Below are 15,323 nucleotides of genomic sequence, written 5' to 3' on the forward strand. Positions count from 1 at the left end.
GAGGAGCGATAATCTCGACTATCGTGCGACGCTCCGCGTCGGCATGCCGTTCTGGACGCTCTGCGTCCTCTTTGCGACGTAGAACCTGCGCAACGAGAGTCGTCCTGATGAACGCCTCTCGTGCCGCTGCTACGCGTTTCAGCAGGCCGCTTTTTGCTGAGCGTCCAGGCGACGCAGGCTGCGTACCTTGTTCAAGGTGTCAGCGCAGGTCTTGGCCGCTTCTTCGCCTTTGTGGGAGAAGTGATCGAAGAAGAACTTCTGATGTTCTTCGCCCGCATGGAAGTGGTGCGGTGTCAGAACCACGGAAAACACCGGTACTTCGGTTTCCAGCTGGACCTGCATTAGCGCGCTGACCACTGACTGCGCAACGAATTCATGGCGATAGATGCCGCCGTCCACTACCAGTGCAGCGCCGACGATGCCAGCGTAACGGCCGGTATTGGCCAGCAGTTTTGCATGCAGCGGAATTTCGAAGGCACCGCCCACTTCAAAGATGTCGATGTCACTTTCCGCATAGCCATGATTGGCCATCTCGGCGATAAAACCTTTACGGCTTTGATCGACGATATCCTTGTGCCAGCAGGCCTGGATGAAGGCGACGCGTTCGTTCGGGTGGCTTTTGCTTTTGCTGTCGATTGCAGTAGGTTGCACGTGTTCTGACTCCTGTTTATGGAAAAAACAGGGCGTTTGGATCGAAAGGGATTCAAGTCGCGTAGGAAAGCCTCCTGAACGATGTCGTTCATGGTGAGGTTTTGCAGACGTTCTTGCAGACACCAATCCCGCTCTCTCTTCATCCGGACTATGACCGTCGGCCCCGGAATCACACCGGGTCTGCTGACCTTGCCGATCGCCAGCCAAAGCTGCGACCCCCAAGCGCTCGCGGGCTAGACGCATTGCGCGCCATTACCGCCGGTGGGGAATTGCACCCCGCCCTGAGAACGTTGCCGGCACTTTACGTGGCCGGCGCAGGATTTTTATCACAGTTCGCCGGATCATGCATGGACACTTTCGTACGGTGCACCTACCTTTTTCTTATAAGGGCACAGAGTATCGAGAGTGACGGCGCTTGATTATCATGTGCTGTGGCCTCAGTAATGCCTTGTTGCAAGCCAAAGGTTGCATGCATTATCGATCTTCAACTTCAGGGAGCTTTTTCGTGACTGTCATCGATCTGCGCAGCGACACAGTGACTCTGCCTACGCCCGGTATGCGGGATGCCATGGCGCGTGCGCCCGTCGGCGATGACGTCTATGGTGAGGACCCCACCGTCAACCTGCTCGAAGCGACGCTCGCCGAGCGCCTCGGGTTTGATGCCGCGTTGTTTGTCCCGTCAGGCACCATGAGCAATCTGCTGGCGCTGATGGCGCACTGTGAGCGTGGCGATGAATACATCGTTGGCCAGCAGGCCCACACGTACAAGTACGAAGGCGGCGGTGCAGCCGTGCTGGGTTCCATCCAGCCGCAGCCACTGGAGGTGCAGGCCGATGGCTCCCTTGACCTGCAGCAGGTGCTCGACGCCATCAAACCCGATGACTTTCACTTCGCCCGCACACGCCTGCTGGCCCTGGAAAACACCATGCAGGGCAAGGTGCTACCGTTGGAATACCTGGCCGCCGCACGCACACTGACGCTGGAAAAAGGCCTCGCCCTTCATCTGGACGGCGCACGGCTGTACAACGCATCGGTCAGGCTGGGCGTCGATGTTCGCGAGATTACCCGGCACTTCGATTCGGTATCGGTGTGCCTTTCCAAGGGCCTGGGCGCACTGATCGGCTCGGTACTGTGCGGATCGCAGCCATTGATCGCCAGAGCGCGTCGCCTGCGCAAGATGCTCGGTGGCGGCATGCGTCAGGCCGGAGGGCTGGCTGCCGCAGGGCTCTACGCGCTGGATCATCAGGTCGAGCGGCTGGCGGATGACCATGCCAATGCTGCGTTTCTGGCCGAAGGCCTGAGCGGGCTCGGCTACGCTGTCGAGCCGGTGCAGACCAACATGGTCTACGTGCAGATTGGGGAGCGCGCTGCAGCACTCAAGGCGTTCTGCGCCGAGCGTGGCATCGTGCTCACAGCCGCAGCGCGGCTGCGCATGGTGACCCATCTGAATGTGTCGCGTGCGCAGGTTGAACAGGTCATCGCTGCATTTGCAGCCTTTGAACACTCATGAGATCACGATAATCCAGTTACTTGTTTCTATCGCACAAACACACTGTACCGAGGGCGCAACGCCTATATAATGCGGCCCTTTGCCGTCGCTACGTCATTTGACGTTTTGCACTTGCCTCTGGCCGCAGTCTCCGTGGAAGAACCTATGAAAAGCGCAGAAATCCGTGAAGCCTTCCTTGGCTTCTTCGAAGAGCAAGGCCACACCCGTGTTGCTTCAAGCTCCTTGATTCCGGGCAATGACCCAACCCTGCTGTTCACCAACGCAGGCATGAACCAGTTCAAGGATTGCTTCCTGGGCCAGGAAAAACGCGCCTACACCCGCGCCGTTACCAGTCAGAAATGCGTGCGTGCCGGTGGTAAGCACAACGACCTGGAAAACGTCGGCTATACCGCTCGTCACCACACTTTTTTCGAAATGCTGGGCAACTTCAGCTTCGGTGACTATTTCAAGCGTGATGCCATTACCTACGCCTGGACCTTCCTGACCTCCGAGAAATGGCTGAACCTGCCCAAGGAAAAGCTTTGGGTCACGGTCTACGCGACCGACGACGAAGCCTACGACATCTGGACCAAAGAGATCGGCGTGCCTGCCGAGCGCATGGTTCGTATCGGCGACAACAAAGGCGCGCCTTACGCCTCCGATAACTTCTGGACGATGGGCGATACCGGCCCGTGCGGTCCTTGCAGCGAGATTTTCTTCGATCACGGCCCTGAAATCTGGGGAGGCCCGCCAGGCTCGCCGGAAGAAGACGGTGACCGTTACATCGAAATCTGGAACAACGTATTCATGCAGTTCAACCGGACTGCAGATGGCGTGCTGCACCCGCTGCCAGCGCCGTCGGTCGATACCGGTATGGGGCTTGAGCGTGTCAGTGCCGTTCTGCAACACGTACATTCCAACTATGAAATCGACCTGTTCCAGAGCCTGCTGGCTGCGTCGGCCAAGGCCATTGGTTGCAGCAATGACAACCAGGCTTCGCTGAAGGTCGTGGCGGACCACATCCGTTCTTGCGGTTTCCTGATCGCGGACGGCGTGCTGCCTTCCAACGAAGGTCGTGGCTATGTGCTGCGCCGCATCATTCGGCGCGCCTGCCGTCACGGCAACAAGCTGGGTGCCAAGGGCAGTTTCTTCTACCAGATCGTTGCTGCGCTGGTGGCTGAAATGGGCTCTGCGTTCCCTGAGCTGGTGCAACAGCAGTCGCATATCGAGCGCGTGCTGAAAGGTGAAGAGGAACAGTTCGCCAAGACCCTTGAACAGGGTCTGAAAATTCTTGAACAGGATCTGGCTGACCTCAAGGGCACCGTGGTGCCGGGTGAAGTCGTGTTCAAGCTGTACGACACCTACGGTTTCCCGATGGACCTGACGGGTGACATCGCCCGCGAGCGCAATCTGACCCTGGACGAAGCCGGCTTCGAGCGTGAAATGGACGCCCAGCGCGTGCGCGCCCGTTCGGCCAGCTCGTTTGGCATGGACTACAACAGCCTGGTCAAGGTCGACGTCGCCACGCAGTTCACCGGTTACTCTGCAACGACTGGCAGCGCCAGCGTTGTGGCGCTGTATAAAGAAGGTCAGTCGGTCACTCACCTGAATGAAGGCGAAGAGGGCGTGGTGATTCTCGACACTACCCCGTTCTATGCCGAATCGGGCGGTCAGATCGGCGACAGTGGTTTCCTGCATGCCGGTGATGTGCGTTTTGATGTCAGTGACACCACCAAGACTGGCGGTGCGTTTCTGCACCACGGTGTTGTGGCCTCCGGCAGCCTGAGCGTTGGCGCCCAGGTTGAAACACAGGTGGCCGATGAAGTTCGCGATGCAACCAAATTGAACCATTCGGCCACTCACTTGCTGCACGCCGCATTGCGTCAGGTGCTGGGTGAGCATGTTCAGCAGAAGGGCTCGCTGGTCGACAGTCAGCGCCTGCGCTTTGACTTCAGCCATTTCGAGGCGATCAAGCCCGAGCAACTGCGTGCGCTGGAAGATATAGTCAACGCCGAGATTCGCAAGAACACCGAGGTAATGACCGAAGAAACCGATATCGACACGGCGAAGGAGAAGGGCGCCATGGCGCTGTTCGGCGAAAAGTACGGCGACAGTGTTCGCGTACTGAGCATGGGCGGCGAGTTTTCCGTCGAGCTGTGTGGTGGCATTCACGCCAGCCGCACCGGTGACATCGCGCTGTTCAAGATCGTCAGTGAAGGCGGTGTGGCTGCAGGTGTGCGGCGTATCGAGGCGGTTACCGGTGCTGCTGCGCTGGCTTGGCTGAATGCGGCCGAAGATCAACTCAAGGAAGCCGCGACGCTGGTCAAAGGCAATCGCGACAACCTGCTGGACAAGCTGACGGCTGTGCTTGAGCGCAACCGTCTGCTGGAAAAACAGCTGGAACAACTGCAAGCCAAGGCAGCCAGTGCCGCCGGCGACGACCTGTCGGCTGCCGCGCTGGATGTCAAAGGGGTCAAGGTTCTGGCTACGCGCCTGGATGGCCAGGACGGCAAGGCGCTGCTGGCGCTTGTCGACCAGTTGAAGAACAAGCTCGGCCGCGCAGTGATCCTGCTCGGCAGTGTTCATGAGGACAAGGTTGTCTTGGTCGCAGGCGTGACCAAGGACCTGACTGGCCAACTCAAAGCCGGTGATTTGATGAAGCAGGCGGCTGCCGCTGTCGGTGGTAAAGGCGGTGGGCGTCCTGATATGGCTCAAGGCGGTGGTGTCGATGCAGGTGCGCTGGATTCAGCGCTGGCACTGGCCGTTCCTTTTGTAGAGCAGGGTATCTGAGTCGAGTCTGCAGGCCTGTCGATTGCCGGCAGGCCTTGCAAGGATTTGAATGGGTTAATGGGTGCTCTTAACGGGTTCTGAGGCGGCTTTGAGATGGCTTTAATCGTACAGAAATTTGGCGGCACCTCGGTGGGCTCTGTAGAGCGCATCGAGCAGGTGGCCGACAAGGTCAAGAAATTCCGTGAGGCTGGAGACGACCTTGTGGTCGTGCTGTCGGCCATGAGCGGCGAAACCAACCGTTTGATCGAGCTGGCCAGGCAGATCAGTGATCAGCCGGTTCCCCGTGAACTGGACGTGATCGTTTCCACTGGCGAGCAGGTCACCATCGCGCTGCTGGCGATGGCGCTGATGAAGCGTGGCGTGCCTGCGGTGTCCTACACCGGCAATCAGGTCCGTATCCTTACCGACAGCGCGCATAACAAGGCGCGCATCCTGCAGATCGACGACCAGAAGATCCGCTCCGACCTGAAAGCCGGTCGTGTGGTGGTGGTCGCCGGCTTCCAGGGCGTCGATGAGCACGGCAACATCACCACCCTCGGCCGTGGTGGCTCGGACACTACCGGTGTTGCGCTGGCCGCAGCGCTGAAAGCTGACGAGTGCCAGATCTACACTGACGTCGATGGTGTGTACACCACCGACCCGCGTGTCGTGTCGCAGGCTCAGCGCCTCGACAAGATTACCTTCGAAGAGATGCTGGAAATGGCCAGCCTCGGGTCCAAGGTGCTACAGATCCGTGCGGTCGAGTTCGCCGGTAAATACAACGTCCCGCTGCGCGTTTTGCACAGCTTCAAAGAGGGGCCGGGCACCCTCATTACAATCGATGAAGAGGAATCCATGGAACAGCCGATCATTTCCGGCATCGCCTTCAACCGCGATGAAGCCAAGCTGACCATCCGTGGTGTGCCAGACACCCCCGGCGTAGCGTTCAAGATTCTCGGCCCGATCAGCGCGGCCAATATCGAAGTGGACATGATCGTGCAGAATGTCTCGCACGATAACACCACCGATTTCACCTTCACGATCCATCGCAACGACTATCAGGCGGCCTTGCAGGTGCTTGAGTCCACCGCGCGTGAGATCAGCGCTCGTGAAGTGTCCGGCGATACCAAGATCGCCAAGGTGTCCATTGTCGGCGTCGGCATGCGCTCGCACGCAGGCGTTGCCAGCCGTATGTTTGAAGCATTGGCCAAGGAAAGTATCAATATACAGATGATCTCCACGTCGGAAATCAAGGTTTCCGTGGTCATCGAAGAGAAGTATCTGGAGTTGGCTGTGCGCGCGTTGCACACGGCTTTTGAGCTGGATGCTCCGCGGCAGGGTGAGTGATCCTGTCGTCGAAGGGCGCGGTCTGACCGCGTCTTTCGGGTGCTGCGCAGAAAGGCTGTGGTTTTCTTTGCGTTAGTCGATACACAGGTAAGGGTTGTGGCCTTGTGCTACAGGTCGATGCCTACTGGTTTGCAGACTGTTGTCCCTGAATAAAGGCGTAAGGAGAAAAGTATGCTGATTCTGACTCGTCGGTGCGCGGAAAGCCTGATCATTGGTGACGGTGAGATTACCGTGACCGTGCTCGGAGTGAAGGGTAATCAGGTGCGTATTGGTGTCAATGCGCCCAAGGAAGTCGCTGTCCACCGTGAAGAGATTTACCTTCGCATCAAGAAAGAGAAGGACGAAGAACCAAGCCATTAATTTTTATTGAATTTTTGGTTTGCAAACGGGGAAAAGGGTGGTTATTATACGCCCCGTGTTGCGGAGAGCTGGCCGAGTGGCCGAAGGCGCTCCCCTGCTAAGGGAGTACACCTCAAAAGGGTGTCGGGGGTTCGAATCCCCCGTTCTCCGCCATTATTTATGTAGTGCGTAAAATTGGGCTTGATCGGTAAGTTGTTGAATTTACTAGAAAAAGTGCTTGACTAAATAATTTTACGACCTATAATGCGCGGCACCAACACATGCACTCGTAGCTCAGCTGGATAGAGTACTCGGCTACGAACCGAGCGGTCACAGGTTCGAATCCTGTCGAGTGCACCATTTAAAGTTGTTTGAAGTGTTGTAAGAAATTACAAGGTTTCCGATAACTGGCTTCAACCAGAGGTGATCTGGTCTAAAAACACCAATGCACTCGTAGCTCAGCTGGATAGAGTACTCGGCTACGAACCGAGCGGTCACAGGTTCGAATCCTGTCGAGTGCACCATACAACGAAAAGCCCACATCGAAAGATGTGGGCTTTTTGCTTTCTAGCGTTTTCCTTTAACGCATCCGTTCCCGTCGAATGTCACATTGTTGCTGCGGCCCTTTTTCTGGTTGTACACGTAATGCAATTCGCCATTACGGTTGGTGATTTTGTCCGGACGCCCCAGCAGGCTCTCGACATCACGCATAGTCATGCCGGGAGGTGTGCGCTGGTTGATGATAGCTGCCCGACGCTGTTCGGCGCTCAGGCGGTTGCCGCAACCATCATCGCGCGTGCCGACCACGACCAGTTCCTGGCTCGCGGGCTTCCTGCGTGTTGGCGCTGAAAGGTTTGCGGGCGGGAGTAGATCGATGTTGGTTCCCGGTGGCGCATTGAAGGCCCTTTGCATGCTGGTGCTGTGGCCTTCGGGACAGCCGAGAGTGGTGAACATGATTTTTCCGGAAGCGTCTTCGCAGCGATGAACAGTGCTGGCGGTCGCGGGTGCAGGAGCGCAGAGTAGAGCGCTCCACAGGGATATATGAACGGCTGTGCGCATGCTCAAGTCCTCCATGACAGGGTGTTGTGCAAGCCTAGCCGCAGCCTCTGGAGGCGGCGAGCATGTTTTCTTGGCTGAATGTGACGTCGAGGCCGGGCCAGCTCACAGAGTTTTACAGGTTTGTGCTGCAAACGGTTGTTATAGGCCGAATTTCTCGCATGCGCTTCTCTAAAAGCGGTGTATCATTGCGCCCGTCAGCTCCGCCGGGGCTTGTGGAACACCTCCATGGACTTACCCAGTCGTTACTCAATAATGTTTTTCAACAATCATGAATTAACTGATTGATCTCCCGGCGTGCTCCGCTGCTGGGAGTGGAGTTCGCCTATGACCGAAAGAGAAGTAAAAAAAACGCAGGAAAGCTTGCAGGATCGCCTGGCTCAGGTTGTCGATCTGCTGCAGCGCCAGCGTATTGTTGAAGATCTGACCCATCGTCAGGAAGGTCAGCATCAGGACCGTGTAGAAAACCTGGTTCACCGGCAGAACCTCGTCGAGTTGCAACGCAAGCTCGAAGACCTTCACTCTGCCGACGTCGCCTATATCCTCGAAGCCCTGCCTCTGGAAGATCGTCTGACCGTATGGCAGCTGGTCAAGGCTGAGCGTGACGGCGACATTCTTCTTGAAGTATCCGATTCCGTTCGTGAAACCCTGATCGCCGACATGGATGATCACGAGTTGCTCGCGGCGGCACGGGACATGGACGCCGACGAACTGGCCGACCTTGCTCCCGAGTTGCCCCGTGATGTCGTTCACGAGCTTATGGAGGCACTGGATTCACAACAGCGTGAGCGTGTCCGTTCGGCTTTGTCCTATGACGAGGACCAGGTCGGTGCGCTGATGGACTTCGAGATGGTGACGATCCGTGAGGATGTCAGCCTTGAAGTGGTGCTGCGCTACCTGCGCAGGTTGAAAGAGCTGCCGGGCCACACCGACAAACTATTTGTGGTCGACTCCGAAGGCGTGCTCAAGGGCGTGCTGCCGATCAAGCGCCTGCTGGTCAATGATCCGGAGAAGCAGGTTGGCGAAGTCATGGCCAACGACCCGGTCAGCTTTCACCCGGAAGACGATGCCTACGATGCGGCACAGGCCTTCGAGCGTTACGACCTTATCTCTACGCCGGTGGTGGACAAGAACGGCAAGCTGATCGGCCGTCTGACCATCGATGAAATGGTCGACCTGATTCGTGAGGAGAGCGAAAGCGAAGTTCTCAACATGGCGGGTCTACGCGAAGAAGAAGATATTTTCGCTTCGGTATGGCGTTCGCTGCGCAACCGTTGGGCCTGGCTGGCAGTCAATCTGGTGACGGCCTTCCTGGCTTCGCGCGTGATCGGCCTGTTCGAAGGCTCCATCGAGAAGCTGGTGGCGCTCGCTGCACTGATGCCTATCGTGGCCGGGATTGGTGGCAACTCCGGTAATCAGACCATCACCATGATCGTTCGCGCGATGGCGCTGGATCAGGTCAATACCGGTAATACCGCCCGCTTGCTGCGCAAGGAACTGGCTGTCGGCTTGATCAACGGTTTGCTCTGGGGCGGGGTGATCGGCGTGGTTGCCTACATGCTGTACGGCAGTTGGTCGCTAGGCGTGGTCATGACCGCAGCCATGACGCTCAACCTTTTGCTGGCGGCGCTGATGGGCGTTTCCATCCCTATGGCGCTGGCGCGCCTGGGGCGAGACCCTGCCATGGGGGCAAGCGTCATGATTACGGCGATGACCGACAGCGGCGGTTTCTTCATCTTCCTGGGGTTGGCGACGATCTTTCTGCTCTAAGCTTTCTGTTTCAAGATAGGCTCTTAAAATAAAAAAACCGCCATGATCAGGCGGTTTTTTTATGCCCTGACGAAGTCTTCGGCTTGCCATGTACTGCCACTAGGCCTACGACTACTAACGAAAAAGGCTACAACGAAAAAGGCCAGCTTTCGCTGGCCTTTGTCTGTTACACCAAGTCTCAGGACTCTTCGGAAGCGAGTTCCGTGTCATGAGCAATCAGCGAAACAAGTGCATTCTGTTGACGATGTGAAAGCTGACGAAAACGTTGCAGCAGCTCGCGTTCGTGCAAGGACAGCTCAGGACTGTCAAGACGCAGGCTTGGTTCATCACCAAGTGCGCCTTCCTGAATCAGGCTTTGTTCGAGGCGAGCAATGATTTCCGAGTTCATGCTGCGGTGATGATTCTTGGCTACCTCTTGCACGCGATTACGCATGCCGTCTGGTAGGCGAACGACGAACTTGTCAGCCGTGCGGCTGGAATAAGTAGCCTGTTTCATAGGGCTCATATATTTAACCGGTTAGTTCAGGGGAAGCGGTTCTAGCAAGTGGCCGCAAGATTGTCATCGTGAGACAGTCATTTTGGCCAAATGTTCAACCGGGGTTCCAAGGGGCCGACATCATGCCGTAATACGTCGAATCCTTGGCGTCAATTCTGTGACAAATATTGACTCAGGTGGCGGCGTTTGGCCAGCACCAATTATCAGAAATGCGAGCAAATTTGCAAAGTCTTCGCATTTGCCCCTGAATAACCGGGCACGTCACCGAGCTTCTTTTTGCCATCATGGCCATTTGACTCTGAGAGTAGGTCGGAATTCAGCGCAAACGAAGCTACCCGACCAAGGGTTGCGAGGGCGGGGCGAGAGGAGGATTTGGAGGATATGAGCGCGGTGCTCGGCGCGATAAGCGGGTTGAGCGAGAGGGTTGTGAGCTTTTGGTGCTATGCCTTTTAGATTAGCGAAGCACAGGGTCAAATTTGATACGACGGCCGAGAAAAAGCGCTACTACAAAAAGACTGGCGAACACGCCTGCAGCGATGTTGGCAGCGATGCTCAGGGTGTGAGCTTGAACAGGGAGCAACAAGTCAACGATCACAGCCATAATCGCCAGGACCAGAAATGACAACGCGGATTTTGACATGGCTACTCTCTCTATAAAAAATGGCTGGTTCAAACGTTCTCAGAAAATCCAGCGCTGCTCGGCGCGTGGCATCTGAAGTGAATCATCATCGTCATTGGCCAATACCGCTGCGCTGGCAATGCGGTCAGTCATGATAGCCAACTGAGGCGCATGGCTGATCTGGTGATGAACAGGAGCAGGTGCGGTGACCTGCGTGTCACTGGCACCGGAGTCATGAAAATGAAATGCCACCAGAGCCACCAGAGCTGCCGCATTCAACGCTGAGAGAGTCTTGTTCATTTTCCAGTACCTGTGCCCGACCGTTTGGGAGGAGATGTGTTCACTGATACTGATAATGCAGTCTGCATGCCAATCGGAAAATGATAAAAATTCCTTTTAAATCAATGATATATGAATTGAAAAAAAGTCGGGTGCAGTGCGTTTTGCAATGATGGCTTTTTGGGGGATTGCAAATTGCATGATCGGTTTATTCAGCCGTGTTTCGGGGCGACATCGGCTACAGCTCTGAAGGGCAATGACGACATGACAAAAGCGGCACATGTCGCTAAGATGCACGCCGTCCTCGCTGGCACCGATCGGTGTGCTGGCACGCAGTGTCTCAGTAGCTCAATTGGATAGAGCATCCCCCTCCTAAGGGGAAGGTTGCAGGTTCGAACCCCGCCTGGGACACCAATTCAATGCTTAGAGCATTTTCTGATGATTCTCTAAGTTCTCGTGCGTGCAGAGTGGATGCGGTTAGGCTCCTTTCAGATCTTCGTCTATTAGTGGTGTATGGCGCAGACATACGATCAACCTGACGCCCTTGCCACATAGCTCCCTTCCTTTGTCGACTGCCAAAAGACTTGTTCAGCCGCGCATGCGTATTGGTTGAGGGGCATTGGTGACGTTCGCGTTCTAGGTCGAGCATTACACCTCCGCTCTTTGCCTCGGCGCGCTGCTTGCCGCGATTGAGGTAAGCATACGCAGCGGTCGGTTGGATTGATCGCTATTCCCGCATGATGCGGCTTCTGGCCGAGGCGATCATTTGAGCATATGAGCACCCTCCCACTTTAAACGCTGCGCAGATGTTTAAAACGCATGTGACACTGGTCGATTGCCGGAGAGTCGAACTCTCGCAAGAACGTGCTGCCAAGCAAGCCGCGAAGCCTGGTGATGAATGAGTTTCCCGCTCGGTGGACTAGCCAACACTGCGCTCCAGCGGGACGCTGGCCCAGAAAAGCGTAAGCAGTCACCAATGTTAAGCGCCATAACACCTCCTGAACGGCGAAGTCTTACGGTTCATTCGGAAACGAACTGATGCGAGAGCAATATTAAAATGCTACCTTTTCGCGCAAAGAACAGGAAAGGTTCGCCGTATGTTGCTTCTTCAAATCGCAGATATCCATTTTCGTTACCCAGAATGCAATACGCCTGACATGGACCCTGATCGGGTGTACCGCACGCGCCTGATCAGCGATGCGAAAGAGCGGGTTCGTACATTGGGTTCAGTGGGTGCAATTCTGGTTGGGGGGGACATTGCTTTTCGAGGTATCGAAGCTGAGTACACTGCCGCACTCGCATGGCTGAAGGAATTAGCAGAAGCATCGGGCTGTCCTATAGAACGGGTGTTCGTCGTGCCAGGTAACCATGACGTCGACCGTTCAGTGATTACGAAATCTCTCGCTGTCCAAAACGTTCAAGCTGCGATTAGCAGTGCCCCCGCGGAGCGCCGTGAAAGACTTTTGCGGGCTCAGTTTATGAACGCTGAGACTGGGCGTACGCTGCTGGAGCCACTGGCTGCATACAACGAATTTGCAAAGATATTTAGCTGTCAGGTTTTTCCACCTGAACGTCTGTACTGGAAGCAGAGCCTCGAACTAGATGATGGGGTGACGCTTAGGATTCACGGGCTGACCTCTACCATTTTGTCGGGCATACATGGCCTAGACGACACACGCGAAAGCCTATACCTCAGCCCATTGCAAACAATCCTGGATCCAGTGGAAGACGTCGTAAATTTGGTGATGAGCCACCATCCACCTGACTGGTTTAAAGACCACGACGAAATTGAAGATGCTGTACAAGGACGAGCAGCAATACACATGTTCGGCCATAAGCATCGCCAGCGAATTGCTAGGGATCGCCGCTATGTAAGGCTGGCAGCAGGGGCTGTGAACCCTGATCGCTATGAGCCTGGCTGGCAGCCTGGGTACAATCTAGTCAATGTACAAGTTGAAGGGTACGGTGCTGAACGAAAGCTTTTAATTGATTCGCACCTTCTTGCCTGGCAGACAAATCCCGAAATGTTCCGCCCTATGGCGGACGGCACGGCGGGTGAAATATTCAGCCATAGCGTTGCTTTCCCTAGTCGAAATTTGAGTCATCCCGTTTCGCTACCACCCGTTAGAGTAGAAGCAGCACAAAGAACTGAAGCTATAGAACTGCCCAATGATAGTGTGGAGGCGTCTATGAGCGATGAGCACACAAGAAATTTGGTGTTTCGCTTTTGGAAGCTAACAGCAAGCCAGCGTAGAGATGTCTCTTTGAAGCTTGGGTTGATCGAAAAAAGCGAGCTAAAATTGCCGGAACCTGAACGTTATGGACGAGCTTTGCTTCGTGCGGGAGAACGTGGGTTGCTTGAAGCTCTCGCCAATGAAGTAGCTGAAAAGGAGATCAATCATGGTCGATAGTACTGTTCGGGAAATGCATCCAGAATTTGCTCGATGGATCAGTGTAATTGGATTTGGTGATGAAATAACCCGACGGCAAGCTCGATGGGAGGGGGTTTTAGCCGTGGCGAAGGACTTTGACCGCGAAACCATCGAGGCGTTAATCCGGCTTGCATATCAGACGAAGCAAAAAGCCAATGCTGACGCGATTGAGTTGTTTCGAAAAGCTTTCAAAGATATTGATGATACCTTTGAGCTTCATGGAAACGATCGCGAGTTGCAGGTCCTTGCAGGTATTTGCTTAGTTATAATCATGGAGTTAGATAGTGGAGAAGGTGCATCCGCTGCACTTGCAGTCACCACGACTTCATTCGCAGGTGCAAGAGGCACCGATCTGCCCATGAATCTCTGCATATTAGCAGAAAATGCAATTTTAAAAGCGGCGGAATTTCATCGTAAGCGTCCTGCTCTGGCTACTACGTCTGGAGTAGTTAAAGCAGATTTTGAACCAGCAATCGCCAAATTAAAAGAAACTGCCGATGTAGCAGGCATGGTTCTTGCGCTCCAACTAGCAAGTAGCGCAACGACATCTGCAATCAATCAAACGGCACAGCGCCAAACGAAAACTATTAGATCTCTTTGCAATTTTGTAAAAATTCAAGATGAAGAGCTTCAGATGCTATGGTGGCTTATAGGGCAACATAGCACTGATTATGATAAAGCCTTCGATGCGTTACCTACGGAATTACAGCCGTTGGTGTTTGCCAAGGAGTTATCCGATTCCACAACCTTAACTCCAGGCCCGGCTTCGATTAAGTCATTACTCTCACGAGCAGGATTGAAAGGCAGTAAAAAAATATCTATCAGTGCCGCAATTAATTCTGCTGAAAAAACATGGTTACAGACTTTTTTCAGTAAAAGTATCTCCCCAGTGACTACCCCTTTGCATTTTGCCATACAAAGACAACTCGAAACGGATGGCGGTGATGCTTGGGTACCAAATTGGGCTGCTGTTACCAATATTGCTGACAAAGAGCTTACACCTATAGTCTTGGGCACGCTTTTCTATCGTGAACGCCTCCTGCTTATGTTCGAGTGATATATGTCAAACGAAGAACTGACACTCAAATGTGGGAACCCTGAATGCCGAGTATCGGAAACAGGTCGGTGCGTAGAAGGCTTCGAGTTAACGGCGTGCCTACAATTTGGTTCTGATCCTGAAGAACTCAGCCAGGAGGATGAGGCCGACGAGGTCGAGGTCATTGCACCTTGTGTTCAACTTCGCAGCGCCGAAACCTTAAGCTTAGAAGACGCCTCAATGCTCTTACGCGCAGCTCCGACTCGGGTAATAGCAATTATAGGACCCAGTGATTCTGGAAAGACAAGCCTAATAGCAGGGCTTTATGAGCTTTTCCAAGAGGGGCCTATAGGCAATATAAGCTTTTCGCGATCAGTAACTCTTCATGCGTTTGAGCAAACCTGTCACGATGCCCGGTCTGCCTCTAGACGAACTAGTCCGCATATCCATCGTACTAGGCGCGGAGAAGTGAGATTCTATCACTTGGACATTTCGGGAGCCGGACTGGCCAAATCATTAACACTTGCACTAGCTGACCGCGCAGGGGAAGAGTACAAAGGCGCAGCAGACGACACATCTACGGGGGTTGATTTCCCTGAGGTACAAAGAGCAGACACTCTTACACTCCTTGTGGATGGGCAGCGGCATCTTGACTCGGGAGCTCGCCATAACCTCCGCAGTGAGGTGATCATGATTATCCAGGCTTTGGTTGATGGCGGTGCACTTCAGAACGGACAGCGACTGGCGGTAGTGCTAACAAAGATCGACCAGATAATTGGTAGCCCAAATGAAGAACGAGCGTTAAGCGAGTTCTCGAAATTGGTCAATAAAATCGAGGAACTCTTTCCAAATATTTTCACAACGATTGTATCTTTTAAAGTTGCCGCTTCCCCTAAAACAGGCGAGATAAAAAGAGGGACTGGTGTAGACGAGCTACTGGACTTCTGGAAAGATCCAGCTCCACCTATAGCTGAGCCAGCGACTATTACTATTTTTCCAAAAAGAGCTTTTGCTCGGCTCAGACAGCTTGAAGAATAAAT

13 protein-coding genes, 4 tRNA genes and 1 riboswitch are annotated in these 15,323 nt (G+C 54.5%); of the genes, 12 read left to right on the top strand and 5 right to left on the bottom strand.

Annotated features, from left to right (window positions below; translation table 11 throughout):
• Positions 1-138: 138 nt before the first annotated feature.
• The gene (locus RYC18_RS05425; protein ID WP_005746300.1) at positions 139-651 is read right to left on the bottom strand and encodes a 6,7-dimethyl-8-ribityllumazine synthase; all 513 of its coding nucleotides are present in this window, start codon (positions 649-651) and stop codon (positions 139-141) included.
• A 126-nt stretch (positions 652-777) separates the two neighbouring features.
• Positions 778-944: riboswitch (FMN riboswitch) on the bottom strand.
• A gap of 212 nt (positions 945-1,156) precedes the next feature.
• Between RYC18_RS05425 and ltaE the strand changes: the two genes are divergently transcribed.
• From ltaE to RYC18_RS05460, 7 genes are all read left to right on the top strand, one after another.
• Complete coding sequence (gene ltaE, locus RYC18_RS05430; protein WP_316884009.1) at positions 1,157-2,161, top strand: low-specificity L-threonine aldolase; 1,005 nt, start codon at positions 1,157-1,159, stop codon at positions 2,159-2,161.
• Between the two features lie 144 nt (positions 2,162-2,305).
• A complete protein-coding gene (gene alaS / locus RYC18_RS05435; protein WP_316884011.1) occupies positions 2,306-4,930 on the top strand; it encodes an alanine--tRNA ligase in 2,625 nt (874 codons plus the stop codon).
• Positions 4,931-5,023: 93 nt separating this feature from the next.
• Positions 5,024-6,256, top strand: a complete 1,233-nt coding sequence (locus RYC18_RS05440; RefSeq protein ID WP_002554427.1) for an aspartate kinase — start codon at positions 5,024-5,026, stop codon at positions 6,254-6,256.
• A 171-nt stretch (positions 6,257-6,427) separates the two neighbouring features.
• Positions 6,428-6,616: a carbon storage regulator CsrA gene (gene csrA / locus RYC18_RS05445; protein WP_002554426.1), complete on the top strand. Its 189-nt coding sequence runs from the start codon at positions 6,428-6,430 to the stop codon at positions 6,614-6,616.
• A 62-nt stretch (positions 6,617-6,678) separates the two neighbouring features.
• Positions 6,679-6,769: transfer RNA gene (locus tag RYC18_RS05450), tRNA-Ser, on the top strand.
• Positions 6,770-6,878: 109 nt separating this feature from the next.
• Positions 6,879-6,955 (top strand) — tRNA-Arg (locus RYC18_RS05455).
• Between the two features lie 87 nt (positions 6,956-7,042).
• Positions 7,043-7,119, top strand: a tRNA-Arg gene (locus RYC18_RS05460).
• Positions 7,120-7,162: 43 nt separating this feature from the next.
• Here the strand turns inward: RYC18_RS05460 and bamE are convergent.
• The gene (gene bamE / locus RYC18_RS05465) at positions 7,163-7,654 is read right to left on the bottom strand and encodes an outer membrane protein assembly factor BamE (RefSeq protein WP_316884013.1); all 492 of its coding nucleotides are present in this window, start codon (positions 7,652-7,654) and stop codon (positions 7,163-7,165) included.
• Positions 7,655-7,978: 324 nt separating this feature from the next.
• On the opposite strand from bamE, the gene mgtE reads away from it, so the two are divergent.
• Positions 7,979-9,421, top strand: coding sequence for a magnesium transporter (mgtE, locus tag RYC18_RS05470; protein ID WP_002554424.1), 1,443 nt, complete (start codon positions 7,979-7,981; stop codon positions 9,419-9,421).
• 178 nt (positions 9,422-9,599) lie between these two features.
• Here the strand turns inward: mgtE and RYC18_RS05475 are convergent, their stop codons facing one another.
• The 3 genes from RYC18_RS05475 to RYC18_RS05485 form a co-directional block, all read right to left on the bottom strand.
• Positions 9,600-9,926: an Arc family DNA-binding protein gene (locus RYC18_RS05475; protein WP_002554423.1), complete on the bottom strand. Its 327-nt coding sequence runs from the start codon at positions 9,924-9,926 to the stop codon at positions 9,600-9,602.
• 445 nt (positions 9,927-10,371) lie between these two features.
• On the bottom strand, positions 10,372-10,557 hold the full coding sequence (locus tag RYC18_RS05480; RefSeq protein ID WP_002554422.1) for a PA3371 family protein: 186 nt from the start codon (positions 10,555-10,557) through the stop codon (positions 10,372-10,374).
• 39 nt (positions 10,558-10,596) lie between these two features.
• Positions 10,597-10,836 (bottom strand): hypothetical protein, encoded by a 240-nt coding sequence (locus tag RYC18_RS05485; protein WP_016982656.1) that lies wholly within the window; start codon positions 10,834-10,836, stop codon positions 10,597-10,599.
• Between the two features lie 316 nt (positions 10,837-11,152).
• Here RYC18_RS05485 and RYC18_RS05490 point away from each other — a divergent pair.
• From RYC18_RS05490 to RYC18_RS05505, 4 genes are all read left to right on the top strand, one after another.
• Positions 11,153-11,229 (top strand) — tRNA-Arg (locus RYC18_RS05490).
• A gap of 683 nt (positions 11,230-11,912) precedes the next feature.
• Positions 11,913-13,226 carry a metallophosphoesterase gene (locus tag RYC18_RS05495; RefSeq protein ID WP_316884020.1) on the top strand — a complete coding sequence of 438 codons (1,314 nt, stop codon included), beginning with the start codon at positions 11,913-11,915 and terminating at the stop codon, positions 13,224-13,226.
• Entirely contained in the window at positions 13,216-14,304 is a 1,089-nt protein-coding gene (locus RYC18_RS05500) for a GTPase-associated system all-helical protein GASH (RefSeq protein ID WP_316884022.1), read from the top strand. Before RYC18_RS05495 ends, RYC18_RS05500 begins: the two co-directional genes overlap by 11 nt.
• Positions 14,305-14,523: 219 nt before the next feature.
• Positions 14,524-15,321 (top strand): TRAFAC clade GTPase domain-containing protein, encoded by a 798-nt coding sequence (locus RYC18_RS05505; RefSeq protein WP_316884186.1) that lies wholly within the window; start codon positions 14,524-14,526, stop codon positions 15,319-15,321.
• Positions 15,322-15,323: the final 2 nt, after the last annotated feature.

It is taken from the genome of Pseudomonas syringae group sp. 247E2, from assembly GCF_032587795.1.
Taxonomy (GTDB): domain Bacteria; phylum Pseudomonadota; class Gammaproteobacteria; order Pseudomonadales; family Pseudomonadaceae; genus Aquipseudomonas; species Aquipseudomonas amygdali.

Bases quoted from the DNA above. Each gene is read 5' to 3' on its own strand.
- RYC18_RS05485 (WP_016982656.1), bottom strand. From the start codon at position 10,836: ATGAACAAGACTCTCTCAGCGTTGAATGCGGCAGCTCTGGTGGCTCTG.
- RYC18_RS05440 (WP_002554427.1), top strand. From the start codon at position 5,024: ATGGCTTTAATCGTACAGAAATTTGGCGGCACCTCGGTGGGCTCTGTA.
- mgtE (WP_002554424.1), top strand. From the start codon at position 7,979: ATGACCGAAAGAGAAGTAAAAAAAACGCAGGAAAGCTTGCAGGATCGC.
- csrA (WP_002554426.1), top strand. From the start codon at position 6,428: ATGCTGATTCTGACTCGTCGGTGCGCGGAAAGCCTGATCATTGGTGAC.
- alaS (WP_316884011.1), top strand. From the start codon at position 2,306: ATGAAAAGCGCAGAAATCCGTGAAGCCTTCCTTGGCTTCTTCGAAGAG.
- RYC18_RS05475 (WP_002554423.1), bottom strand. From the start codon at position 9,926: ATGAGCCCTATGAAACAGGCTACTTATTCCAGCCGCACGGCTGACAAG.
- RYC18_RS05480 (WP_002554422.1), bottom strand. From the start codon at position 10,557: ATGTCAAAATCCGCGTTGTCATTTCTGGTCCTGGCGATTATGGCTGTG.
- RYC18_RS05495 (WP_316884020.1), top strand. From the start codon at position 11,913: ATGTTGCTTCTTCAAATCGCAGATATCCATTTTCGTTACCCAGAATGC.
- RYC18_RS05505 (WP_316884186.1), top strand. From the start codon at position 14,524: ATGCTCTTACGCGCAGCTCCGACTCGGGTAATAGCAATTATAGGACCC.
- RYC18_RS05500 (WP_316884022.1), top strand. From the start codon at position 13,216: ATGGTCGATAGTACTGTTCGGGAAATGCATCCAGAATTTGCTCGATGG.
- bamE (WP_316884013.1), bottom strand. From the start codon at position 7,654: ATGCGCACAGCCGTTCATATATCCCTGTGGAGCGCTCTACTCTGCGCT.